At 66.3% G+C, this 21,022-nt stretch carries 24 protein-coding genes; 18 read left to right on the forward strand and 6 right to left on the reverse strand.

The window, feature by feature from the left end:
* Positions 1 to 236: 236 nt before the first annotated feature.
* On the forward strand, positions 237 to 1,319 hold the full coding sequence (locus tag CR918_RS06400) for an ABC transporter ATP-binding protein (protein ID WP_099842275.1): 1,083 nt from the start codon (positions 237 to 239) through the stop codon (positions 1,317 to 1,319).
* Positions 1,320 to 1,494: 175 nt separating this feature from the next.
* Here the strand turns inward: CR918_RS06400 and ygfZ are convergent, their stop codons facing one another.
* Positions 1,495 to 2,370, reverse strand: coding sequence for a CAF17-like 4Fe-4S cluster assembly/insertion protein YgfZ (gene ygfZ, locus CR918_RS06405; RefSeq protein ID WP_025878811.1), 876 nt, complete (start codon positions 2,368 to 2,370; stop codon positions 1,495 to 1,497).
* A 39-nt stretch (positions 2,371 to 2,409) separates the two neighbouring features.
* On the opposite strand from ygfZ, the gene CR918_RS06410 reads away from it, so the two are divergent.
* The 10 genes from CR918_RS06410 (at position 2,410) to CR918_RS06455 (ending at position 9,393) form a co-directional block, all read left to right on the forward strand.
* The gene (locus tag CR918_RS06410; protein ID WP_080149151.1) at positions 2,410 to 2,583 is read left to right on the forward strand and encodes a DUF1674 domain-containing protein; all 174 of its coding nucleotides are present in this window, start codon (positions 2,410 to 2,412) and stop codon (positions 2,581 to 2,583) included.
* A 56-nt stretch (positions 2,584 to 2,639) separates the two neighbouring features.
* Positions 2,640 to 3,032: a succinate dehydrogenase, cytochrome b556 subunit gene (gene sdhC / locus CR918_RS06415; protein ID WP_025878812.1), complete on the forward strand. Its 393-nt coding sequence runs from the start codon at positions 2,640 to 2,642 to the stop codon at positions 3,030 to 3,032.
* The gene (gene sdhD / locus CR918_RS06420; protein WP_025878813.1) at positions 3,029 to 3,415 is read left to right on the forward strand and encodes a succinate dehydrogenase, hydrophobic membrane anchor protein; all 387 of its coding nucleotides are present in this window, start codon (positions 3,029 to 3,031) and stop codon (positions 3,413 to 3,415) included. The genes sdhC and sdhD overlap by 4 nt, the downstream gene beginning before the upstream one ends.
* Before the next feature lie 31 nt (positions 3,416 to 3,446).
* Positions 3,447 to 5,237, forward strand: coding sequence for a succinate dehydrogenase flavoprotein subunit (sdhA, locus tag CR918_RS06425; protein WP_025878814.1), 1,791 nt, complete (start codon positions 3,447 to 3,449; stop codon positions 5,235 to 5,237).
* Positions 5,238 to 5,303: 66 nt separating this feature from the next.
* The gene (locus CR918_RS06430) at positions 5,304 to 6,089 is read left to right on the forward strand and encodes a succinate dehydrogenase iron-sulfur subunit (RefSeq protein ID WP_025878815.1); all 786 of its coding nucleotides are present in this window, start codon (positions 5,304 to 5,306) and stop codon (positions 6,087 to 6,089) included.
* Positions 6,090 to 6,162: 73 nt separating this feature from the next.
* Positions 6,163 to 6,411, forward strand: coding sequence for an FAD assembly factor SdhE (locus tag CR918_RS06435; RefSeq protein ID WP_025878816.1), 249 nt, complete (start codon positions 6,163 to 6,165; stop codon positions 6,409 to 6,411).
* A complete protein-coding gene (locus CR918_RS06440; protein ID WP_032977865.1) occupies positions 6,362 to 6,811 on the forward strand; it encodes a hypothetical protein in 450 nt (149 codons plus the stop codon). The genes CR918_RS06435 and CR918_RS06440 overlap by 50 nt, the downstream gene beginning before the upstream one ends.
* Before the next feature lie 23 nt (positions 6,812 to 6,834).
* Complete coding sequence (locus CR918_RS06445; RefSeq protein ID WP_099842276.1) at positions 6,835 to 8,076, forward strand: lipoprotein-releasing ABC transporter permease subunit; 1,242 nt, start codon at positions 6,835 to 6,837, stop codon at positions 8,074 to 8,076.
* Complete coding sequence (gene lolD, locus CR918_RS06450) at positions 8,069 to 8,782, forward strand: lipoprotein-releasing ABC transporter ATP-binding protein LolD (protein ID WP_099842277.1); 714 nt, start codon at positions 8,069 to 8,071, stop codon at positions 8,780 to 8,782. Before CR918_RS06445 ends, lolD begins: the two co-directional genes overlap by 8 nt.
* Before the next feature lie 161 nt (positions 8,783 to 8,943).
* Positions 8,944 to 9,393 (forward strand): DUF6491 family protein, encoded by a 450-nt coding sequence (locus CR918_RS06455; protein ID WP_025878820.1) that lies wholly within the window; start codon positions 8,944 to 8,946, stop codon positions 9,391 to 9,393.
* A gap of 67 nt (positions 9,394 to 9,460) precedes the next feature.
* On the opposite strand, the gene CR918_RS06460 is transcribed toward CR918_RS06455, so the two are convergent.
* The 3 genes from CR918_RS06460 to ftsY all read right to left on the reverse strand — a co-directional run bounded on the left by CR918_RS06460 (position 9,461) and on the right by ftsY (position 12,282).
* Positions 9,461 to 9,730, reverse strand: a complete 270-nt coding sequence (locus CR918_RS06460) for an oxidative damage protection protein (protein WP_025878821.1) — start codon at positions 9,728 to 9,730, stop codon at positions 9,461 to 9,463.
* Positions 9,731 to 9,735: 5 nt separating this feature from the next.
* Positions 9,736 to 10,860 (reverse strand): A/G-specific adenine glycosylase, encoded by a 1,125-nt coding sequence (gene mutY / locus CR918_RS06465; RefSeq protein ID WP_099842278.1) that lies wholly within the window; start codon positions 10,858 to 10,860, stop codon positions 9,736 to 9,738.
* An 81-nt stretch (positions 10,861 to 10,941) separates the two neighbouring features.
* On the reverse strand, positions 10,942 to 12,282 hold the full coding sequence (gene ftsY / locus CR918_RS06470) for a signal recognition particle-docking protein FtsY (protein ID WP_099842279.1): 1,341 nt from the start codon (positions 12,280 to 12,282) through the stop codon (positions 10,942 to 10,944).
* A 131-nt stretch (positions 12,283 to 12,413) separates the two neighbouring features.
* Here ftsY and CR918_RS06475 point away from each other — a divergent pair, with 131 nt between their 5' ends.
* Positions 12,414 to 12,707 carry a hypothetical protein gene (locus CR918_RS06475; RefSeq protein ID WP_099842280.1) on the forward strand — a complete coding sequence of 98 codons (294 nt, stop codon included), beginning with the start codon at positions 12,414 to 12,416 and terminating at the stop codon, positions 12,705 to 12,707.
* 284 nt (positions 12,708 to 12,991) lie between these two features.
* On the opposite strand, the gene htpG is transcribed toward CR918_RS06475, so the two are convergent.
* Positions 12,992 to 14,884 carry a molecular chaperone HtpG gene (gene htpG / locus CR918_RS06480; RefSeq protein WP_032977853.1) on the reverse strand — a complete coding sequence of 631 codons (1,893 nt, stop codon included), beginning with the start codon at positions 14,882 to 14,884 and terminating at the stop codon, positions 12,992 to 12,994.
* Positions 14,885 to 15,480: 596 nt separating this feature from the next.
* Between htpG and rsmD the strand changes: the two genes are divergently transcribed.
* From rsmD to CR918_RS06510, 6 genes are all read left to right on the forward strand, one after another.
* On the forward strand, positions 15,481 to 16,059 hold the full coding sequence (gene rsmD / locus CR918_RS06485) for a 16S rRNA (guanine(966)-N(2))-methyltransferase RsmD (RefSeq protein WP_033830840.1): 579 nt from the start codon (positions 15,481 to 15,483) through the stop codon (positions 16,057 to 16,059).
* A 26-nt stretch (positions 16,060 to 16,085) separates the two neighbouring features.
* Positions 16,086 to 16,595, forward strand: a complete 510-nt coding sequence (gene coaD, locus CR918_RS06490; protein ID WP_008267036.1) for a pantetheine-phosphate adenylyltransferase — start codon at positions 16,086 to 16,088, stop codon at positions 16,593 to 16,595.
* Between the two features lie 78 nt (positions 16,596 to 16,673).
* The gene (locus CR918_RS06495) at positions 16,674 to 17,165 is read left to right on the forward strand and encodes a hypothetical protein (RefSeq protein WP_025878827.1); all 492 of its coding nucleotides are present in this window, start codon (positions 16,674 to 16,676) and stop codon (positions 17,163 to 17,165) included.
* A gap of 132 nt (positions 17,166 to 17,297) precedes the next feature.
* Complete coding sequence (locus CR918_RS06500; protein WP_025878828.1) at positions 17,298 to 17,579, forward strand: YfhL family 4Fe-4S dicluster ferredoxin; 282 nt, start codon at positions 17,298 to 17,300, stop codon at positions 17,577 to 17,579.
* On the forward strand, positions 17,576 to 19,303 hold the full coding sequence (gene ggt / locus CR918_RS06505) for a gamma-glutamyltransferase (RefSeq protein WP_099842281.1): 1,728 nt from the start codon (positions 17,576 to 17,578) through the stop codon (positions 19,301 to 19,303). The genes CR918_RS06500 and ggt overlap by 4 nt, the downstream gene beginning before the upstream one ends.
* A gap of 120 nt (positions 19,304 to 19,423) precedes the next feature.
* A complete protein-coding gene (locus tag CR918_RS06510; protein ID WP_099842282.1) occupies positions 19,424 to 20,311 on the forward strand; it encodes an MBL fold metallo-hydrolase in 888 nt (295 codons plus the stop codon).
* Between the two features lie 337 nt (positions 20,312 to 20,648).
* Here the strand turns inward: CR918_RS06510 and CR918_RS06515 are convergent, their stop codons facing one another.
* Complete coding sequence (locus CR918_RS06515) at positions 20,649 to 20,942, reverse strand: PsiF family protein (RefSeq protein WP_025878831.1); 294 nt, start codon at positions 20,940 to 20,942, stop codon at positions 20,649 to 20,651.
* Between the last annotated feature and the right edge of the window lie 80 nt (positions 20,943 to 21,022).

Raw genomic sequence — 21,022 nt, forward strand, 5'->3', positions numbered from 1 at the left:
AGCACCGTTCCAATCGAAACCACTACAGCGGCAACCCTTCGTTCGGTCGACGATGCAGGTCGGCGCGCACCGACTGTCGGATAGTGCCACGTGAAAACGTTTACATGGCAGAATGGGCAACTGTATTCGATTGCAGTGGTCGCCGTCATGCGGCAACCGCGCAATCATCACTGCCATCGGGAGGGCCGAGGCAGTCCCAAAAGACAGCCCGGCGTCGGGCGGACTGGATGAGTGAAATGGCAAAAGTGCAGTTGCAGGGTGTGCGCAAGGTCTACGACAACGGCCAGGTTGCAGTGAAGGACGCCACCTTCGAGGTCGCCGACGGCGAGTTGATGGTGCTAGTCGGTCCGTCGGGGTGTGGCAAGTCGACCCTGTTGCGGATGGTGGCCGGGCTGGAAGAGATCAGCGGCGGCACGTTGACCATCGGTGATCGCGTGGTCAACGACGTGGCGCCGAAGGATCGCGACATCGCGATGGTGTTCCAGAGTTACGCGCTGTATCCGCACATGACCGTGGCCGAGAACCTGGCCTTCGGTCTGAAGCTGCGCGGGCACGACAAGGCGACCATCGACAAGCGCATCAGCGAAGCCGCGCAGACGCTGGGCCTGACCGACATGATGGACAAGCTGCCCAAGGCGATGTCCGGTGGCCAGCGCCAGCGTGTTGCCCTGGGCCGTGCGCTGGTGCGTGAGCCGGCGGTGTTCCTGCTCGACGAGCCGCTGTCCAACCTGGATGCCAAGCTGCGCCACAGCGTGCGCACCGAGATCGCGCAGCTGCACCGCAAGCTGGGCACCACCATGATCTACGTGACCCACGATCAGGTCGAGGCGATGACCCTGGGCCAGCGCATCGTGGTGCTGAAGGACGGCATCATCCAGCAGATCGATACGCCGATGGCGCTGTACGACCGCCCGGCCAACCTGTTCGTGGCCGGCTTCCTCGGCAGCCCGGCGATGAACGTGCTGCGCGGCACGCTGCAGGGCGACGCTGGTGGCGTGACCGTGGTCGATGGCCAGTGGCGTGCCCCGTTGGGGCAGGCGACGATCGATCCGGCGTGGCTGCAGAAGCCGATCGCCGTGGGCGTGCGTCCCGAGCACCTGCAGCCGGCAGATAGCGAAGACACGCATGCGTTCACCGCGCGCATCGAAGGCATCGAGCCGGTCGGCAACGAGATCTTCGTCAACATGAGCAGCGGCCAGCACGCGCTGACCATGCGCGTGGCGCCGCAGTCGCTGCCGGGCGTGGGCGAGGACATCCGGGTGGCGATCCATCCGCAGGGCCTGCATTTCTTCAACCCGGAAACCGGCGAGCGCCTGTAACCGGTAGTGCCGGCCGCTGGCCGGCAACCTCAACCCGGCCTGGTTGCCGGCCAGTGGCCGGCACTACCTTCCTTCGCCGAAGGCGTGCGGACCAACGGTCCGCACCCACCGTGATCCCCAGTAGATCCACGCCATGCGTGGATGACATGCGTGGATGAAATGCCGGATCGGCGCCTCAGCGCGCCAGGCCGTCCAGCAGCGGCATCCGCTGCGCGACCGCGTTGCCCACCTGCAGTTCGCTGTCGCCGGTCTCCAGCGGCAGCACAGCCAGTGCCAGATCGCCGGCCACGCTGGCCAGGGTGCCGAGCGCGACCCCGTCCTGCTGCACGCCATCGCCTGCCTGCGCAGGTGCAGCGGTATGCAGCAGCTGCACCGCGCGCTTGGCCTTGCCGAGGAAATGGGTGCGCGCGACGATTTCCTGGCCGGGGTAGCAGCCCTTCTTCACGCTGTAGCCGTTGAGGCGGTCCAGACCCAGCTGCTGCGGGGTCCACACCTCGCGCTGGCTCTCTGCCAAGCGTGGCAGGCCAAAGCGCAGGTCGGCCTGGCGCCAGGCCAGGGCGAAGGCGGCATCTTCGGCTTCGTCGCTGGCCGGGAAGGCCTCGACCGGGCCGATGCGCAGCGTACGGGGAAGTGCGTCGCTGCCCAGATCCAGCTCCCAACCCTGACTGCCGACCAGCGCGATGGCGGCGCCAGCGGCGGCTTCCGGCGCAGTAAAGGCACCGGCCACGGCCAGGTCCGCATGCACCTGCAGTTTCACTTTGCGGCGGAACACGAAGCGCTGCAGTTGCGACGCAATCGCATCGGCATCACCGTCGGCGAGCACCAGCAGCACATGGTCATCGGCCAGCCGCAGCAGCTGGAACACCGCCAGGGTGCGGCCTTTGGCGCTCAGCCACGCGCTCCACTGCCAGTGCAGCAGGGGCAGGGCGGTCACGTCGCTGCTGAACTGGGCATGGGCAAAAGCCACTGCATCCACGCCCTGCAGGCTCAGCAATTGATGGCCGGGCAGGCGCGGATATGCGACGAAAGCAGGGGGAAGGTTGTCAGGCACGTGAACGAGGTCTAAAATTTGTGCGTTGCGAGACCCATCATGATAGGCCAAACAACCCCCACTCCCGACGCCGAAGCTGAAGCCCCGCTGGTTCCCCCGGTCCCTGTGCCCGTGGAACAACCAGAGGTGGAAGAGGAATTCGGTGGCCGCGGCGGACTTGATCCGGTGCGGTATGGCGATTGGGAAAAAAACGGACGCTGCATCGATTTTTGATCAGCATTGAGCCAACGCGGCCTTATGCCGCCCAGCCGAGACAACGAGCCCAGCGAATGGCGACCAGACAACGTCCCCTTTCTCCGCACCTTCAGGTGTATCGCTGGCAGATTCAGATGGCCACCTCGATCCTGCATCGAGCCACTGGCGTCTTTCTGTCTGTTGGTGCCCTCATCATCGCCGGAGGCCTGTTGGCTCTGATGATGGGGCCCGAATCCTGGAACTGCTTCACCGGCCATGCCGGGGCCTGGTATGGCCGCGTGTTCCTGTTCGCGTGGACATGGTCGTTCGCCTATCACCTGTGCAATGGCATCCGCCATATCGTGCAGGACTTCGCGATCGGATTCCGCATTGCCACCTTCATCCGCAGCAGCTGGATGTCGGTGATCGGCAGCCTGCTGATCACCCTGGCCGTGTGGGCCTATGTGCTGTTCGGAGGTGCCGCATGAGCAAGTTCCGTACCCCGTTGAAGGGCGTGCGCGGTCTCGGTTCGGCCAAGACCGGCACCGAGCACTTCGTGCATCAGCGCCTGACCGCCGCCGCGCTGGTGGTGCTGGGCATCTGGTTCCTGGTGTTCGTGCTGGGCCTGCTGGGCTCGGATTACGTGACCGCCACCGCCGCGATCGCCAAGCCGTGGAACGCCGTTCCGCTGATCGGCCTGCTGATCGCCATGTTCTGGCATGCCCAGCTCGGCCTGCAGGTCGTGCTGGAGGACTACATCCACGAATCGCTGCTGGCCCTGGTGCTGCAGACCGCGGTGAAGTTCGTTGCCGTGCTCGGCATGATCGTCAGTGTGTTTGCGGTGGGCCGCATCGCCCTCGGCGTTGCCTGAGCCCAGGCGCCAAGACAGGAATCCAGACTAGATGTCCGCTTACAAGATTACCGAACACAAGTACGACATGGTCGTGGTGGGCGCCGGCGGCGCCGGCCTGCGTGCCACGTTCGGCCTGGCCGCCAAGGGCCTGCAGACCGTGTGCCTGACCAAGGTCTTCCCGACCCGTTCGCACACCGTTGCCGCCCAGGGCGGTATCTCCGCCGCGCTCGGCAACATGGGCGAGGACGACTGGCGTTACCACTTCTTCGACACCATCAAGGGTTCGGACTGGCTGGGCGACCAGGACGCCATCGAGTACATGTGCCGTGAAGCGATTCCGGCGATCATCGAGCTCGAGCACTACGGGGTGCCGTTCAGCCGCACCGCCGAGGGCAAGATCTACCAGCGTCCGTTCGGTGGCATGACCACCCAGTACGGCGAAGGCCCGGCGGCGCAGCGTACCTGCGCGGCGGCCGACCGTACCGGCCACGCGATGCTGCACACGCTGTACCAGCAGTCGCTGAAGCACGACGCACGCTTCATGATCGAGTACTTCGCACTCGACCTGATCTTCGATGACGAAGGTGCCTGCCGTGGTGTGCTGGCGCTGGACATGTCCGACGGCACGCTGCACCTGTTCCGCGCCCAGGGCGTGGTGCTGGCCACCGGCGGCTACGGCCGCGCCTACTTCAGCGCCACCTCGGCGCACACCTGCACCGGCGACGGTGGCGGCCTGGCCATGCGCGCCGGCATCGCCATGCAGGACATGGAGTTCGTGCAGTTCCATCCGACCGGCATCTACGGCGCCGGCTGCCTGATCACCGAGGGTGTCCGCGGTGAAGGCGGCATCCTGCGCAACAGCAGCGGCGAGCGCTTCATGGAGCGTTACGCACCGCACTACAAGGACCTGGCTTCGCGCGACGTGGTCAGCCGTTCGATGACCATCGAGATCCGCGAAGGCCGTGGCGTGGGCGAGCACAAGGACCACATCCTGCTCGACCTGACCCACCTCGGCCCGGGCGTGATCGACGACAAGCTGCCGGGCATCGCCGAGAGCGCGCGCATCTTCGCCGGCGTCGACGTGCACAAGCAGCCGATCCCGGTGATTCCGACCGTGCACTACAACATGGGCGGCATCCCGACCAACTACCACGGTGAAGTGGTGCGCAAGGACGGCGAGAACCCCGATGCGGTCGTGCCGGGCCTGTACGCCATCGGCGAAGCCGCCTGCGTTTCGGTGCACGGTGCCAACCGCCTGGGTTCGAATTCGCTGCTGGACCTGGTGGTGTTCGGGCGTGCGGTGGCCAACCGTTGCGCGGCGACGATCACCCCGGGCGCGGCGCACAAGACCCTGCCGGCCGACGCCTGCGACAAGGCGCTGGGCCTGCTGGACAAGCTGCGTCACGCCAACGGCGATACCCCGACTTCGGTCATCCGCGATCGCATGCAGCGCACCATGCAGGCCGACGCGGCGGTCTTCCGTACCAGCCAGACGCTGAAGGAAGGCTGCGAGAAGATGGACAAGATCTTCGATTCGTTCCAGGACGTGAAGGTCTCCGACCGTTCGCTGGTCTGGAACTCGGACCTGATCGAGACCTACGAGCTGAACAACCTGCTGCTGAATGCAGTGGCGACGATCAACTCGGCCGAGCAGCGCAAGGAAAGCCGCGGCGCACACGCGCACGAGGACTTCCCGGACCGCGACGACGTCAATTGGCAGAAGCACACCCTGGTCAGCGTGGACGAGAAGGGCAAGTGCAGCTTCGACTACCGTCCGGTGCACATGTACACGTTGACTGATGACGTGTCCGTGGTGCCGCCGAAGCCGCGCGTGTACTGATCCGACCCCGCCTAACATGCAATCCGCGCCCTCGGGCGCGGGCCGCCTGAGCCAACGAGAGCAGCCATGGCCGAGTTTTCACTCCCCAAGAATTCCAAGATCACGAAGGGCAAGCACTTCCCCGCCAAGACCGGCGGCAAGAACGTGCGCACCTTCAAGATCTACCGCTGGAGTCCGGACGACGACAGCAATCCGCGCACCGACACCTATGACGTCGATCTGGACGCCTGCGGCCCGATGGTCCTGGACGCGCTGATCAAGATCAAGAACGAGATCGACCCGACCCTGACCTTCCGGCGCTCGTGCCGCGAAGGCATCTGCGGTTCGTGCGCGATGAACATCGACGGCACCAACACCCTGGCCTGCACCCGAGCCATCTCGGACTGCGGCAAGAAGGAAGTGCCGATCTACCCGCTGCCGCACATGAACGTGGTCAAGGATCTGGTTCCGGACCTGACCCACTTCTACGCGCAGTACGCCTCGATCAAGCCGTGGATCCGCACCCAGACCCCGGCACCGCCGGACCGTGAGCGCCTGCAGTCGCCGGAAGACCGCAAGAAGCTCGATGGCCTGTACGAGTGCATCCTGTGCGCGTGCTGCTCGACCAGCTGCCCGAGCTACTGGTGGAACGGCGAGCGTTACCTGGGCCCGGCGATCCTGCTGCAGGCCTACCGCTGGATCATCGATTCGCGCGACGAGGACACCGGTGCGCGCCTGGACGATCTGGAAGATCCGTTCAAGCTGTACCGCTGCCACACCATCATGAACTGCGCCCGGACCTGCCCGAAGGGCCTGAACCCGGCGCTGGCGATCGCCGAGATCAAGAAGCTGATGATGGAACGCCGCGCCTGATACGGTGCCGGGTAGTTGCATGACCCCAGCAGAGCCACGCCATGCGTGGCTTTGCTGTATCTGGAGAAACACAATGGATGAAGAAATCCTGCTGAAGAAGCTGCGCTGGCGCTGCCGGCGCGGCATGCGCGAACTGGACCAGTTGTTCGGTCGCTACCTGGACCGCGAATGGAGCAGTGCGCCGACCGAAGACCGCGAGGTTTTCCTGTTCCTGCTCGATTGCGAGGACGATAAGTTGTGGCGCTGGTTCATGGGCTACGAGGCCTGTCCGCATGCACACGCCGTCCCCCTCATGCACAGGATCCTCGCCCTCAAGCCTTGAGTGGCGCCCGTCGCGGCTGCAGGCCGGCGCCCAGCTGGCGGTACTGCTGGCCGCGCCGTGGCTGCTGCATGCTTCGGATCTGCCATCCGCGCATCTGCTTCCGGCGTTGATCGGGGTCTGGGCGCTTGGCCTGGCTGAGCTGGCCTGGCGCCTGCGGCGGCGCCCTGTCGTGCTGCAGCTGCCGCCCCTGCCAGAGCTGCTGCGGCTGGACGGCGGCGATATTGCCGAGCCGCGGCTGGTGGTGCGCGGGCCCTGGCTGCTGCTGCACTGGCGGGAGGGCTGGCGTCGCAGGCGCCTGTTGTTCTGGCCGGACGTGCTTGATCGCGCACAACGACGTGAACTGCGACTGGCCGTGGCCGCACGAAGCGTTTCCCGTCGGCCCCGGTCGGTGGCACCATAGGCTGAATCGACTGGCGTGCCTGCATGTTCAAACCCATTCCCGTGGCCATTGGCCTGCGCTACCTGCGCGCCAAGCGCCGCAACGGCTTCATCTCCTTCATTTCGATGGCATCGATCCTGGGCATCGCGCTCGGGGTGACGGTGCTGATCACCACATTGGCGGTCATGAGCGGTTTCCAGAAGGAAATCCGCAGCCGCCTGCTGCAGATGACCGCGCACACCACCATCAGCCGCGACGGCGAACCGATGCCGGACTGGATGCGCGTGGTCGATGTGGCCAACAAGGATCCGCGCGTGGCCGGTGCTGCGCCGTATATCGAGATCCAGTCGATGATCAGCGGCCCGCGCGTGCAGGGTGCGATCATCCAGGGCATCGACCCGGCACTGGAACCGAAGGTGTCGGTGATCGACAGGAAGGTCACCAAGGGCAGCTACGGCAGCCTGACCCCGGGCAGCTTCAACCTGTTGCTGGGCAAGGAACTGGCCGTCTGGCTGGGCGTGGACGTCGGTGACCAGGTGCTGGTGACCTTCGCGGAAGTGCAGGGCACGCCAGCGGGCGCGGTGCCGCGGATGAAGCGCTTCACCGTCAGCGGCATCTTCGAGGCCGGTTACAACGAGGTCGATCGCGGTGTGGGTTTTGCCAACATGAAAGACCTGGAGCGCGTACTGCGTTCCGATGGCGCCACCGGCGTGCGCCTGAAACTGCATGACATGGACCGCTCGCTGGAGGTGGGCGTGGACCTGGCGCAGAACCTCGGCGGTGCCTATCGGGTCAGCGACTGGACCCAGCAGAACGCCAACCTGTACCACTCGCTGCGCATGGAAAAAGTGGTGATGGGCATCCTGCTCTCGCTGATCATCGCCATGGGCGCGTTCAACCTGGTGTCCTCGCAGGTGATGCTGGTGACCGACAAGCAGGCCGACATCGCGATCCTGCGCACCCTCGGCCTGACCCCGGGCGGGGTGATGCAGGTGTTCATGGTGCAGGGCTCGCTGATCGGCATCTTCGGCACCCTTGCCGGCCTGATCGGCGGCATCACCCTGACCCTGAACCTGGAACGCATCCTCGGCGCCATCGAGTCGGTGTTCAACGTCAAGCTGCTGCCGGAGGATGTGTACTACATCACCGGCCTGCCGACCGACATGCAGACCAGCGACATCGTGGTGATCACCCTGGTCGCGCTGCTGATGAGCTTCCTGGCCACTCTGTATCCCGCCTGGCGGGCAGCACGCACCCAGCCGGCGGAGGCCCTGCGCTATGAATAAGGTCTTCAACCGTGGCGATGAAGTGATCCGTGCCGAAGGGCTGGGCAAGACCTACGCCGAAGGGCGCATGCAGACACCGGTGTTCGATGGGCTGGACCTGACGGTGACTGCAGGTGAGACGGTTGCGATCATCGGTGCCTCCGGTGCCGGCAAGAGCACGCTGCTGCACCTGCTGGGCGGGCTGGATACGCCCACCGCTGGCGAGGTCTATGTCACCGGCCAGCGCATGTCGGCGCTGTCGGACACCTCGCGCGGCCTGCTGCGCAACCAGGCGCTGGGTTTCGTCTATCAGTTCCACCACCTGCTGCCGGAATTCACCGCGCTGGAAAACGTGATGATGCCGGTGATGCTGGCCGGTACCGCGGTGGCCGAGGCCAGCGCGCGTGCGACTGCGCTGCTGGAATCGGTCGGCCTCGGCCATCGCCTGGACCACAAGCCCGGCGAACTGTCCGGTGGCGAACGCCAGCGTGCTGCGGTGGCGCGCGCGTTGGTCAATCACCCGGCCTGCGTGCTGGGCGACGAGCCGACCGGCAACCTGGATGACCGCACGGCTGCGACTGTGTTCGAGCTGATGCTGGAGCTCAACCGTGCGCGGCATACCAGCCTGGTGCTGGTGACCCATGACCGCTCGCTGGCACGGCGTCTGGACCGGGTGCTGGAGCTGCGCGAAGGGCGCCTGCACGCGCTGGCCCACGCCGACGTCTGAGCGGCCGGCCAAGCGCCAACCAAGGTTGGCGACTACCGGATTCGATGCAGGGCCTGGTCGGCTGGGGGCCGCCGACCAACGGCTGAACCAGGCTGCCGGCCGTTGCGCCGGCGCCACCCCGGCGGGTGCATGATCGGCACAGTTCCCCCGTGGAGATGGCCATGAAGACCCCACTGTTGATCGCCGGGCTGTGCCTGGCTCTGGCTGGCTGTGCCACCACCGGCCGCTTGGGCAGTGCCGAGAAGCTGGAGCTGTATCGTGCCCACGCCGGCGCACCGCAGAAGGACATGCAGTTCTTCGGCAGCCTCAATGGCTGGACCGAGCTGGGCGACAGTGCGCTGGCGGTCTGGACGCGTCCGAGCGAGGCCTACCTGCTGGAATTGAATGGTCCCTGCCAGGATCTGTCGTATGCGACCGCCATCGGCCTGACCAGCCGGATGAACCGCGTCTCGGCGCCGTTCGACAAGGTGCTGGTACGTGACCCGACCGCTGGCCCGCGCATGCCGTGCTTCATCAAGACCATACGCAAGCTCGACGTGAAGGCGCTACGCGCCTCCGAGCAGGAGCTGCGCCAGGCGCAGGTGCAGGAGCGCGAGGAATCCGCGAAGTAGGGCGGTAGCGCCGGGCCATGCCCGGCGGATGGCTGGACGCCGGGCATGGCCCGGCGTTACCGGCAGGTCAGGCTTCGGGGGTGAACCCGGCGGGCTTCTCCGCGTCCTTCTCGAACAGGAACTTCACCAGCTCCGTCTCCAGGAAGGCGCGATGCTCCGGCTTTCGCGGGGAAAGGCGGTTCTCGTTGATCAGCATGGTCTGGTGTGCCAGCCATGCGGTCCACGCCGGCTTGCCGATGTGGTTGAACACACGCTGGCCCAGCTCGCCCGGGTAAGGCACGAAGTCCAGGCCCTCGGCATCGCGTTGTTCGTACTGGCAGAAGACGGTTCGGGGCATGGCACTCACTCGTGGTTGCGGGATTTTGCGGAAGTTCGCTTCGGGCTCTTGATGGGCGCGCCCTCAAGCAGTTTGCGGATGGGGGCAGGCAAGCCCAGTGCAGGCAGTTCGGCGGCGTCAACCCAGCGCAGCGTGGGTTCTTCCACGCGCAGGCCGTGCACCTGCCGTGACAATACCTGCAGGTGCAGCTTGTAGTGGCTGAAGGTGTGCTGCAGCACAGGCAGTTCCTCGGCATCTTCCAGCGAACCATCGACGTGGACGTCGAACCAGTCCTGCAGCTCGCTGCCCGCATCGGCCTGCGGAAGCGTCCACAACTGTGCCCAGATGCCGGTGTCCGGCCGCTTCTGCAGCAGTACGCGCTGCTGCTTGTCGCGCAGCAGCAAAGCCACCGCCTCGCGTTCGGGCAGCGTCTTGCTTGGCTTTGCGGTTGGCAGCTCGGCGGTGCGGCCTTCGCGACGTGCCACGCAATCGGCCTGCAGCGGACAGATCACGCAGGCCGGTCTGGACCGGCTGCAGACCGTGGCACCGAGGTCCATCTGCGCCTGGGTGTAGTCGGCCATGCGTCCAGCCGGCACCTGGGCGACCTGCGCTTCGGCGATGGCCCACAGCTGCTTCTCGATGGCGGGTAGGCCAGGGAAGCCCTCGACGCCGTGGTAGCGGCTGAGCACGCGCTTGACGTTGCCATCGAGGATCGCGAACGGGTCGTTCCAGGCCTGGCTGAGGATAGCGCCGGCGGTGCTGCGGCCGATGCCGGGCAGATCGTGCAGGGCATCGAAATCACGCGGCAGGTCGCCGCCGTGCTCGACGACGCAGCGCTTGGCGGCGGCGTGCAGATTGCGTGCACGGGCGTAGTAGCCCAGGCCGGCCCACTGCGCCATCACCGCGTCGTTGCTGGCGGCGGCAAGGTCGGGCAGGGTAGGGAAGTGCTGCAGGAAACGGTGGAAGTACGGAATGACCGTGGCCACCTGGGTCTGCTGCAGCATGATCTCCGACAACCACACCCGGTACGGGCTGCGCGGATGCTGCCAGGGCAGGTCGTGGCGGCCGTGGTCGTCGAACCAGTGCAGCAGGCGGGCAACGAAGCCGTGCTCAGGGTCGGACGTGGCGCTGGCGTTCGGCTGGCGGGGCATCGGTACTCCAGGGGGGCAGCCACCCATGGGGTGGCTCTACCGGGTTGCAGTAGAGCCACGCCATGCGTGGATGCGGACGCGTCAGGCAGTGCCCAGCGCTTCGGGCAACAGGGCGTCGACGAAGGCTTCCGGATCGAATACGCGCAGGTCCTCCGGGCGCTCGCCGATACCGGCAAAACGGATCGGAATGCCGAACTCGCGGGCCAGCGCGAACACCACGCCGCCCTTGGCGGTACCGTCCAGCTTGGTCACCACCAGGCCGGTCACCTTGACCGCGGCATTGAACTGGCGCAGCTGCGAAAGCGCGTTCTGGCCGGTGGTGCCGTCGATCACCATCAGCACTTCGTGCGGCGCGTTCTCGTCGATCTTGCCGAGCACGCGGCGGATCTTGCCCAGCTCGTTCATCAGCCCGGACTGGGTGTGCAGGCGGCCTGCGGTATCGGCGATCAGCACCGAGGTGCCGCGGGCCTTGCCGGCCTGCAGCGCATCGTAGGCCACCGAGGCGGCATCAGCGTTCTGCCCCTGCGCGACCACGGCCACGCCGTTGCGCTCGCCCCAGATCTGCAGCTGGGCGACGGCGGCAGCGCGGAAGGTATCGCCAGCGGCCAGCATCAAGCTGTGGCCCTCGTCCTTGAAGCGCTTGGCCAGCTTGCCGATGGTGGTGGTCTTGCCGACGCCGTTGACGCCCACGGTCAGCACCACGAAGGGCTTGGCGTTGCGGTCGATGACCAGCGGCTTGGATACCGGCTGCAGGATCGCGATCAGGTCCGCGCGCAGTGCCGCCAGCAGGGCATTGGCATCGATGAACTCGCGTGCCTTCATGCGCTTGCGCAGGTCGGCGATCAGGTCGGTGGTGGCGGCAACGCCAACGTCGGCGGTCAGCAGCGCGGTCTCGATCTCGTCCAGCAGATCGTCATCGAGCTTGGGGTTGCGCGAGAACAGGCCGCCGAAACTGCGGGCGAACGCACTGTTGCGCAGGCGCTCGCGCCAGCCGGGCTTGCCCGCCGCAGCAGCCGGGGCATCGACCAGTACCGGCAGGTCGGCGGCGGGGGCGGCTGGTTCCTGCGCCGGGATGACCGGGGCCAGCGGGGCGAGCACCGCGGCGGCGGCGGCCGCTTCGGCTTCGAAGTTTTCCGGCGCCAGCACGCGTGCGGGCGCGGCTTCGGGGATGGATTCCTGCGCCGCTTGCAGTGTTGCTTGCGGGGCCGGCGCGGTTGACGTTGCGGGCGCAACGACCTCGGGCGTGGCAGCTGGCACAGGCGCTTCCACCGTCGGCGGGGCTACCGGTGCGGCCGGGGCCTGCTCGGGTGGCGCGGCCGACGGGAATGCCGCCGCCAGCTCTTCAGCCGAGTAGTGCTGGGTCTTGGGCGCGTCCGGTGTGGCGGCGTCCTGGGGCTTCTTGCGGCGGAAAAAACTGAGCATTGGCAAAAGGCGCTGAAATCAGAGGGATATGCTACCACCCGGGCCTGTATGGCCGGCGTGGACTCAAGGTCGCAGCTACGCGGCCGTTAACCGGTCCGGAGGGCTGCGTTGGGTGGCCTGGGAGACCGCCGATGAACGATGTGACAGGTGTTGCGCTCAGCGGGATGCGTGCGGCCCAGCAGGGCGTGCAGGTGGCCGCACACAATGTGGCGACCCCGGATGCGCCACGACTGCAACTGCAGCGCGATGCCGCAGCGCAGGGCGGGGTGGACACCCGCGTGACGTCCCATGGCGACACCGATCCGACCGCACCGCTGGGCGACCTGTTGGCTGCCAAGGCCGAGGTGGTGGCCTTCGCCGCCAATGCCGCGCTGATCCGTCGCGAGGACCAGATGCTGGGTTCGCTGCTGGATCGGCAGGCCTGATCCGACCGCATCTGGGATGGGTCTGATCCGACCGGCTCTGGTGCGTGTCTGATCCCACCTGCTCTGGTAGGTGCCAACCTTGGTTGGCACGCTTTTGCAGTCAAGCCATGCTCGGCAGCTTTTCAAGCGCCAACCAAGGTTGGCATCTACCAGGCCAACAGCAGCGCCAATCAAGGTTGGCATCTACCAGGCCAACAGCAGCACCAATCAAGGTTGGCCTCTACCGGGGCAATGGCGGTGCCAACCGAGGTTGGCACCGCCAGGCTGGGCGATCCCGGCATCGGTCAGGCCGACAGCTCCAGCAGCAGCTTGTTCAGACGGGCCACATAGGCACCCGGGTCCTTCAGGCTGTCGCCGGCGGCCAGTGCGGCCTGGTCGAACAGCACCCGGCCCAGGTCGTCGAAACGTGCGCCATCGGCTTCGGCATCCAGTTTGGCGATCAGCGGATGACCCGGGTTGATCTCCAGTACCGGCTTGCTGTCGGGCACCTTCTGGCCGCTGGCTTCCAGGATCTGGCGCATCTGCAGGCCCAGGTCCTGTTCGCCGATGGCCAGCACCGCCGGCGAATCGGTCAGGCGGTGCGACACGCGCACTTCGGCCACGTCATCGCCGAGCACGTTCTTCAGGCGCTCGACCAGGCCCTGCTTGTCCTTCGCCGCGGCTTCCTGCTCCTGCTTGTCCGCTTCGCTCTCCAGCGCGCCCAGGTCGAGGTCGCCGCGGGCGATGTCGACGAAGCCCTTGCCGTCGAAATCGGTCAGGTAGCCCATCAGCCACTCGTCGATGCGATCGGTCAGCAGCAGGACTTCGATGCCCTTCTTGCGGAACACTTCCAGGTGCGGGCTGTTGCGCACCTGGCTGTAGCTCTCGCCGGTCAGGTAATAGATCTTGTCCTGGCCTTCGGCCATGCGGCCGATGTAGTCGGCCAACGAGACGGTCTGTGCATCGGCCTCGCCACGGGTGGAAGCGAAGCGCAGCAGGCCGGCGACCTTCTCACGGTTGTTGTAGTCCTCGGCCGGGCCTTCCTTCAGCACCTGGCCGAATTCCTTCCAGAACGTGGCGTACTGCTCGGGCTTGTCGCTGGACAGCTTCTCCAGCATGTCCAGCGAACGCTTGGTCAGTGCGGCCTTCATCGAATCGATGACCGGGCCGGACTGCAGGATTTCGCGCGAGACATTCAGCGACAGGTCGTTGGAATCGACCACGCCCTTGATGAAACGCAGGTACAGCGGCAGGAACTGTTCGGCCTGGTCCATCACGAACACGCGCTGCACGTACAGCTTCAGGCCCTTGGGCGCATCGCGGTGGTACAGGTCGAACGGCGCGCGGCCCGGCACGTACAGCAGCGAGGTGTACTCCAGCTTGCCTTCGACCTTGTTGTGGCTCCACGCCAGCGGGTCGCTGTGGTCGTGGGCGACGTGCTTGTAGAACTCGGTGTACTCCGCATCGCTGATCTCGGTGCGCGGGCGGGTCCACAGCGCGCTGGCGCGGTTGACGGTTTCCCACTCGATCGCGGCGCCTTCTTCGCCGCCTTCCTTGGGCATCTGGATCGGCAGGCCGATGTGGTCGGAGTACTTCTTGAGGATGCTGCGCAGGCGCCAGCCGTCGGCGAAGTCGTGCTCGCCGTCCTTCAGGTGCAGGACGATGCGGGTGCCGCGCTCGGCCTTGTCGATGGTAGCGACATCGAAATCGCCTTCGCCACGCGAGGTCCAGCGCACGCCTTCATTGGCGGCCAGGCCTGCGCGGCGCGAAGTGACTTCCACTTCGTCGGCGACGATGAAGGCGCTGTAGAAGCCGACGCCGAACTGGCCGATCAGCTGCGAGTCCTTCTTCTGGTCGCCGGACAGCTGGCGCAGGAAGTCGCCGGTGCCGGACTTGGCGATGGTGCCGAGGTGGGTGATGGCATCGGCGCGGCTCATGCCGATCCCGTTGTCTTCGATGGTGATGGTGTGGGCGGCCGGATCGAAGCTGACGCGCACGCGCAGCTCGCTGTCGCCTTCCAGCAGCTCAGGCTGGGTCAGGGCTTCGAAGCGCAGCTTGTCGGCGGCGTCGGCGGCATTGGATACCAGCTCGCGAAGGAAGATCTCCTTGTTGGAGTACAGCGAGTGGATCATCAGCTGCAGCAGCTGCTTGACTTCGGTCTGGAAGCCAAGGGTTTCGGTCTGGGTCGTCTCGGTCATCGGGTAGGGCTCCATGTGCGGTGCCGCGCAAGCGCGTGCGGCCTCGCCAAGGGGTAGGGGTGATTGTCCCGAAATCAAGGGGTTGGTCGGCCGGGCTGCGCCCGGCACCGGCCGAGGCCAAAGCAACAGCAACAGCGGGCATTCCGTGGGATGGCGGGGCACTGTGGGTTTGCGGGGACGCCGTAAACCCGTCCATGGGGGCTTGGTCGCGGCATCCATGCCGCTCACACCCCGCAAACCCACAGTGCCCCGCCTTCGCCAGATCGTCGCGACCTGCAGTAGATCCACGCCATGCGTGGATGAAATCTCTCAGATATCGAAATCCCCCAAGAGCCGTTTGACAGATCGCAGGAAACTGTCGAAGGCGGGGTGGGTCCGGTTGCGGGGGCGTGAGCGCCATGGATGGCGCGACCGAGCCTCCATGGACGGATTTACGGCGGCCCCCGCAACCGGGGCCACCCCGCCAATCCGCAGGAAGCCAGCTTTTGACGTTGCTTCGGCCGTTGCTTCGGCCTCTGCGGGTGCCGGGCGCAGCCCGGCCGAACTACAATCCCGCTCATGCTGAAATTCTCGAATGAACCTCGCCAGGGGCGCCTGTGAGCGGCCGCGGTGGCAACGAAGGCCAGGTGCGCATCATCGGTGGGCGCTGGCGCAATACCCGACTGCCGGTTCCGACCCTGCCGGGCCTGCGGCCCAGCAGCGACCGCGTGCGTGAGACCCTGTTCAACTGGTTGATGCCCAAGCTGGGCGGGGCGCGCGTGCTGGACCTGTTCGCCGGCAGCGGCGCGCTGGGGCTGGAGGCGGTCTCCCGGGGGGCCGCGCATGCCACCCTGGTCGAGCGCGACCCGCAGCTCGCGCGCAACCTGTCGGCGGCCGTGGCCAGACTGCAGGCGGGTGACGTCGTGACGGTCGCCCAGGCCGATGCGCTGCGCTGGCTGCAGGCCGCGCCGGCACAGCAGGCGGATCTGGTGTTCATCGACCCGCCGTTCGCCGATGGCCTGTGGCAGGACGTGCTGGCCCAGCTGCCGCGGCACCTGGCCGCCGATGCCTGGCTGTACCTGGAATCGCCGGCCAGCCACGTGCCGGTGCTGCCCCCGGAATGGCTGCTGCACCGCGATGGCGGCACCCGCGAGGTGCGCTTTGCCCTGTACCGCCGCGCCGCTGCTACACTTTGACCTCATCTGAACATCTGCTACCGCCCATGACCGTGGCCAACCGCCGCATCGCCGTCTATCCCGGCACGTTCGACCCCATCACCAATGGTCATATCGACCTGGTGAGCCGGGCCGCGCCGCTGTTTGAAAAGGTCGTGGTGGGCGTGGCGCAGAGCCCCTCGAAGGGACCGGCCCTGCCGCTGGAACAGCGCGTGCAGCTGGCGCGTGGCGCCCTGGGCCACCACAGCAACGTCGAGGTCATCGGCTTCGATACGCTGCTGGCCCATTTTGTACGTTCGGTGCAGGGCGGTGTGCTGCTGCGCGGGCTGCGCGCGGTGTCCGACTTCGAGTACGAATTCCAGATGGCGAGCATGAACCGCCACCTGATTCCGGAGGTCGAGACCCTGTTCCTGACCCCGGCCGAACAGCACAGCTTCATCTCGTCCTCGCTGGTCCGCGAGATCGCACGCCTGGGTGGCGATGTGTCCGGCTTCGTGCCGGCTGCCGTGCTCGAGGCGCTGCGCAAGGTCCGCGAAGCGAAGTCGGCCCAGTCGTAAGCCCTGACCAGCAGTAGATCCTGTAGCACCACGCATTCCATTACGCACACCAACACGCAACATTCCGGGAGGAAACCCATGAACAACACCATGCGCGCGATGCTGATCGCTTCGTTTGCCCTGGCTTTCACCGCCTGCAAGAAGGAAGAAGCCGCTCCGGTCGACGAAGCCAAGCAGGCGCTGGTCGCGCCGGCCAAGGAAGACGACGCAGGCTGGAAGAAGTACCTGCAGGAAGTGGCCATCCAGAACATGGGCAACATCACCAACAGCCCGTTCCTGTACTACCTGTCGCCGGAATCGGATCCGGACTTCCAGGCCAAGTACGAGCGCCAGACCGAAAGCGCGACCCAGGCCGTGGCCCGTGGCGTGCAGCCGGGCAACATGCTGGCCTTCGGTTCGTCGGCCTCGGGCAAGATGGCTGACATGATCCAGACCGTGTTCAAGGATGTCTCGCCGGATTCGATGAAGGGCGTGCGCGTCGTCTTCATCGGCCAGTCCGCCGACAACGCCCGCGTGCAGGCCGTGGTCCAGCCGACCGGTGCCGAGTACATTTTCGTCGAAGCCAAGTAAGACCGAGCCGAGGCGGTCGTGCTTCGGCACGGCCCGGGCGGCGCCCTGCGATGGGCGCCGCTGATGACCTGACCAGCCCGCGCGCCCGCGCAGGCCGGTCCTTGTCCCAAGGCGCGGGCGTGGAGTATCGCCATGTCGCTGAAAATCAATGAGCTCTGCGTCAACTGCGACGTATGCGAGCCGGCCTGCCCGAACCAGGCCATCACGATGGGTGAAACCATCTACGTGATCGACCCCGCCCGCTGTACCGAGTGCGTGGGCCATTTCGACGAACCGCAGTGCGTGGTCGTCTGCCCGGTCGAATGCATCGACCCCGATCCGGACATCGTCGAAACCGAAATCGAGCTGCTGGCCAAGTTGCGCCAACTGCAGCACGATCATCCCGAACTCTATGCGGAGCCCCCATCCGAATGAAGTCGTTCGCCCGCCCCCTGTTGCTGCTCGGCCTGCTGCTGAGTTCCGTCGCCTGGGCTGATGCCCCGGTCCGTGCCGAGCGCCCCGATGGCGCGGCCATCGCCAGCGGTCACGCCCTGGCCACCCAGGCCGGTGTCGACATCCTGGCCCAGGGCGGCAACGCCTTCGACGCGGCGGTGGCGGTGTCCTCCACCCTGGCAGTGGTCGAGCCGATCAGCTCCGGTCTCGGTGGCGGCGGCTTTTTCCTGCTGCATGATGCGGCCACCGGCAAGGACGTGATGCTGGACGCGCGCGAGACCGCGCCGGCCGCGGCCACGCCGCAGGCCTTCCTCGACAAGAAGGGTGACCTGGACCGCGACCGCTCGGTCAACGGCCCGTGGTCGGCCGGCATTCCGGGCCTGCCGGCGGCGCTGGTCGAACTGTCGGCCAAGCACGGCAAGCTGCCGCTGTCAGCGTCGTTGCAGCCGGCGATCCGCATCGCGCGTGAAGGCTTCCCGGTCTATGACCGCATGGCCAAGGGCTATGCCTCGCGCCGTGAAGTGATGGAGCGTTATCCCGGTACACGCGAGGTCTACCTGCGCAATGGCAAGCCGATCGCCACCGGTGACCTGTTCAAGCAGCCGGAACTGGCGCAGACCCTGGAGCGCCTGGCGGCCGGTGGCTTCGACGGCTTCTACAAGGGCCAGACCGGCAAGCTGCTGCTGGCCGGCGTGAAGCAGGCGGGCGGCAAGTGGACCGCCGAAGAGCTGGCCGGCTACCGCGTCAAGCAGCGTGCGCCGATCGTCTTCAACTACAACGGCTGGAAGATCACCACCGCACCGCCGCCGTCCTCCGGTGGCATCGCCCTGGCCAGCATGCTGCAGATCCTGGAAGGCTGGGACATCAAGCAGATGGATGCCGCGCACCGCACCCATCTGGTGGTCGAGTCGATGCGTCGTGCCTACCGTGACCGCACCTTCTTCCTCGGCGATCCGGATTTCGTGCAGATCCCGCAGAAGGTGCTGGCCAGCAAGGATTACGCGCAGGGCCTGCGCGCCACCATCCACCCGGAAAAGGCGACCCCCAGCGACCTGCTGTCGGGCAACCCGACGCCGCTGGAGGATGACGAGACCACCCATTTCTCGATCATCGACCGTGATGGCAACCGTGTCGGCGCCACCCAGACCGTCAACCTGCTGTACGGCTCGGGGCTGATTCCGAAGGGCACCGGCGTGCTGCTGAACAACGAGATGGACGACTTCGCGCTGAAGCCGGGAACGCCCAACGCCTTTGGCGTGATGGGCTACGCGGCCAACGCGCCGAAGCCGGGCAAGCGCATGCTCAGCTCGATGACGCCCACCTTCATGGAAAACGACGACAAGGTGATCGTGCTGGGCACGCCCGGTGGCAGCCGCATCATCACCATGGTGCTGCTGGGTATCCTGGGCTACGACGCTGGCCTGGATGCGCAGCAGGTCGCCGCGCTGCCGCGCTACCACCACCAGTGGCTGCCGGACCTGATCGAAGCGGAAAGCAATGCTTTCGACGCTGGCACCATCAAGCAGCTGCAGGCGATGGGCCACAAGATCGACCTGCCGGGCGAGGTCGCTGCCGGTGGCCGTGGCTCCAGCCATGTGTGGGGCAACCTGCAGACGGTGGAGTGGGACCGCAAGGACAACAAACTGTTTGGCGGCAGTGACCCGCGCAACCCGGTCGGCAGTGCCCAGGTTGTGCCGGCTCCCTGATCCGGCGGCAGCGCCGGGCCATGCCCGGCGGACGCAAACCTGAGAACCCCGCCCGCAACGGCGGGGTTTTTCATTTTCCCACTAGCGATTATTTAACGAGCGGCCACCGATAATTGCGTCATGAAACTATGGTCGATCCGCGGTAATACCCAACGCTTGGATGGCGGTGCAATGTTCGGCAACGCGCCGCGCGCGTTGTGGGAAAAGTGGGCAGCACCGGATGAGCTCAACCGCATCGAGCTGGCCTGTCGTGCGTTGTTGGCGAGCCCGCTGGAAGGCAAGACGGTGCTGTTCGAAACCGGCATCGGTGCGTTCTTCGAGCCGCGCATGCGCGAGCGCTATGGCGTGCAGGAAAGCCAGCATGTGCTGATCGATTCGCTGCGCGAAGCCGGCTTCGAGCACGAAGACATCGACGTGGTGGTGCTCAGCCATCTGCACTTCGACCATGCCGGCGGCCTGTTGGCCGCGTGGCACGAAGGCCGTGAACCGGAACTGCTGTTCCCCAATGCGACGTACGTGGTCGGTGCGCAGCACTGGCAGCGCGCGCTGCAGCCGCACCCGCGCGATCGCGCCAGCTTCATTCCAGAACTGCCGGGCCTGCTGCAGGCCAGTGGCCGCCTGGAAGTGGTGGACGGCGAGTATTCGAAGGTGCTCGGCCACAGCGTGCGTTTCAGTTACAGCGACGGGCACACGCCGGGGCTGATGCTGGCCGAGATCGTCGGGCAGGCATGCGCAGGCGAGGGGGCGCACGGCGGCGTGGTGTTCTGCGCCGATCTGATTCCGGGTCGCTCGTGGGTGCACGTGCCGATCACCATGGGGTACGACCGCAACGCCGAGCTGCTGATCGACGAGAAGCGACAGTTCCTGGAAGACAAGCTGGCGCGCAACGTGCATCTGTTCTTCACCCATGATCCGCAGGTGGCGCTGGCGCAGGTCGGGCGGGATGAGAAGGGACGTTTCGTGACGCTGCATGAGCAGGGCGAACTGAAGGCGCGCGCGCTGGGGTGAGGTTGGCCGGCAGGGCTGCGCCCTGCACCCGCCGAGGCCGGAGCCGGAGCAACAGCAACACCGGGCTATCCGTGGGGTGGCGGGGCGGTGTCGGATTGCGGGGACGCCGCAAGTACGTCCTTGTAGGCTTGGCAGCCGCATCCATGCGGCTGACACCCCGCAATCCGACACCGCCCCGCCTTCGACAGTTTTCCGGTGACGGATGGGACGCCCGTTGGATCTTTCGGGGTCCGATCCCGTTGCTGCGCAATGGGCTCTGCCCCCATTCGACGGACAGGTTCCAAGTGACGGTCAGTAGATCCACGCCATGCGTGGATGGGGCCTTTCTTCGCTGTTTTTACGATGCCTTGAGGCAGCTGCTCATGAAGGTCTTGCGGGCGTCGCCGGCGAGCTTTTGGGTGGCGGCGTCTGCGTTGCACTTCTTCATGCGCTCCTGCGGCGTGGCAGGGGTTGCCGGTGCGGCTGCGTGCGAGCTCAGGCATGCGCTCTGCGCGGACTTGTAGGCGTCGCCTTTCAGCCCTTTGTTCTTTGCCGAACAGTCGGCCATGCGCTGCTGCTGTGGGGTGGCTGCGTTGGCGGCAATCGGGAGGCCGACCAGCAGGGCGGCGGCGAGCAGCAAAGAGGCTTTCATGGTGGCTCCAGGGCGGGGCGGGTGCGCGGAGCATTCGCCCGTTGCCGCAAAGCCGGCGTGAAGGTGCCTGGAGCAGGTGG

The organism is Stenotrophomonas indicatrix (assembly GCF_002750975.1).
Lineage (GTDB): Bacteria > Pseudomonadota > Gammaproteobacteria > Xanthomonadales > Xanthomonadaceae > Stenotrophomonas > Stenotrophomonas indicatrix.

What these genes read in the sequence shown, in the direction of transcription:
- CR918_RS06400 (WP_099842275.1), top strand. Translation starts at nt 237, where the DNA reads ATGGCAAAAGTGCAGTTGCAGGGTGTGCGCAAGGTCTACGACAACGGC.
- CR918_RS06410 (WP_080149151.1), top strand. Translation starts at nt 2,410, where the DNA reads ATGATAGGCCAAACAACCCCCACTCCCGACGCCGAAGCTGAAGCCCCG.
- sdhC (WP_025878812.1), top strand. Translation starts at nt 2,640, where the DNA reads ATGGCGACCAGACAACGTCCCCTTTCTCCGCACCTTCAGGTGTATCGC.
- sdhD (WP_025878813.1), top strand. Translation starts at nt 3,029, where the DNA reads ATGAGCAAGTTCCGTACCCCGTTGAAGGGCGTGCGCGGTCTCGGTTCG.
- sdhA (WP_025878814.1), top strand. Translation starts at nt 3,447, where the DNA reads ATGTCCGCTTACAAGATTACCGAACACAAGTACGACATGGTCGTGGTG.
- CR918_RS06430 (WP_025878815.1), top strand. Translation starts at nt 5,304, where the DNA reads ATGGCCGAGTTTTCACTCCCCAAGAATTCCAAGATCACGAAGGGCAAG.
- CR918_RS06435 (WP_025878816.1), top strand. Translation starts at nt 6,163, where the DNA reads ATGGATGAAGAAATCCTGCTGAAGAAGCTGCGCTGGCGCTGCCGGCGC.
- CR918_RS06440 (WP_032977865.1), top strand. Translation starts at nt 6,362, where the DNA reads ATGCACACGCCGTCCCCCTCATGCACAGGATCCTCGCCCTCAAGCCTT.
- CR918_RS06445 (WP_099842276.1), top strand. Translation starts at nt 6,835, where the DNA reads ATGTTCAAACCCATTCCCGTGGCCATTGGCCTGCGCTACCTGCGCGCC.
- lolD (WP_099842277.1), top strand. Translation starts at nt 8,069, where the DNA reads ATGAATAAGGTCTTCAACCGTGGCGATGAAGTGATCCGTGCCGAAGGG.
- CR918_RS06455 (WP_025878820.1), top strand. Translation starts at nt 8,944, where the DNA reads ATGAAGACCCCACTGTTGATCGCCGGGCTGTGCCTGGCTCTGGCTGGC.
- CR918_RS06460 (WP_025878821.1), bottom strand. Translation starts at nt 9,730, where the DNA reads ATGCCCCGAACCGTCTTCTGCCAGTACGAACAACGCGATGCCGAGGGC.
- mutY (WP_099842278.1), bottom strand. Translation starts at nt 10,860, where the DNA reads ATGCCCCGCCAGCCGAACGCCAGCGCCACGTCCGACCCTGAGCACGGC.
- ftsY (WP_099842279.1), bottom strand. Translation starts at nt 12,282, where the DNA reads ATGCTCAGTTTTTTCCGCCGCAAGAAGCCCCAGGACGCCGCCACACCG.
- CR918_RS06475 (WP_099842280.1), top strand. Translation starts at nt 12,414, where the DNA reads ATGAACGATGTGACAGGTGTTGCGCTCAGCGGGATGCGTGCGGCCCAG.
- htpG (WP_032977853.1), bottom strand. Translation starts at nt 14,884, where the DNA reads ATGACCGAGACGACCCAGACCGAAACCCTTGGCTTCCAGACCGAAGTC.
- coaD (WP_008267036.1), top strand. Translation starts at nt 16,086, where the DNA reads ATGACCGTGGCCAACCGCCGCATCGCCGTCTATCCCGGCACGTTCGAC.
- CR918_RS06495 (WP_025878827.1), top strand. Translation starts at nt 16,674, where the DNA reads ATGAACAACACCATGCGCGCGATGCTGATCGCTTCGTTTGCCCTGGCT.
- CR918_RS06500 (WP_025878828.1), top strand. Translation starts at nt 17,298, where the DNA reads ATGTCGCTGAAAATCAATGAGCTCTGCGTCAACTGCGACGTATGCGAG.
- ggt (WP_099842281.1), top strand. Translation starts at nt 17,576, where the DNA reads ATGAAGTCGTTCGCCCGCCCCCTGTTGCTGCTCGGCCTGCTGCTGAGT.
- CR918_RS06510 (WP_099842282.1), top strand. Translation starts at nt 19,424, where the DNA reads ATGAAACTATGGTCGATCCGCGGTAATACCCAACGCTTGGATGGCGGT.
- CR918_RS06515 (WP_025878831.1), bottom strand. Translation starts at nt 20,942, where the DNA reads ATGAAAGCCTCTTTGCTGCTCGCCGCCGCCCTGCTGGTCGGCCTCCCG.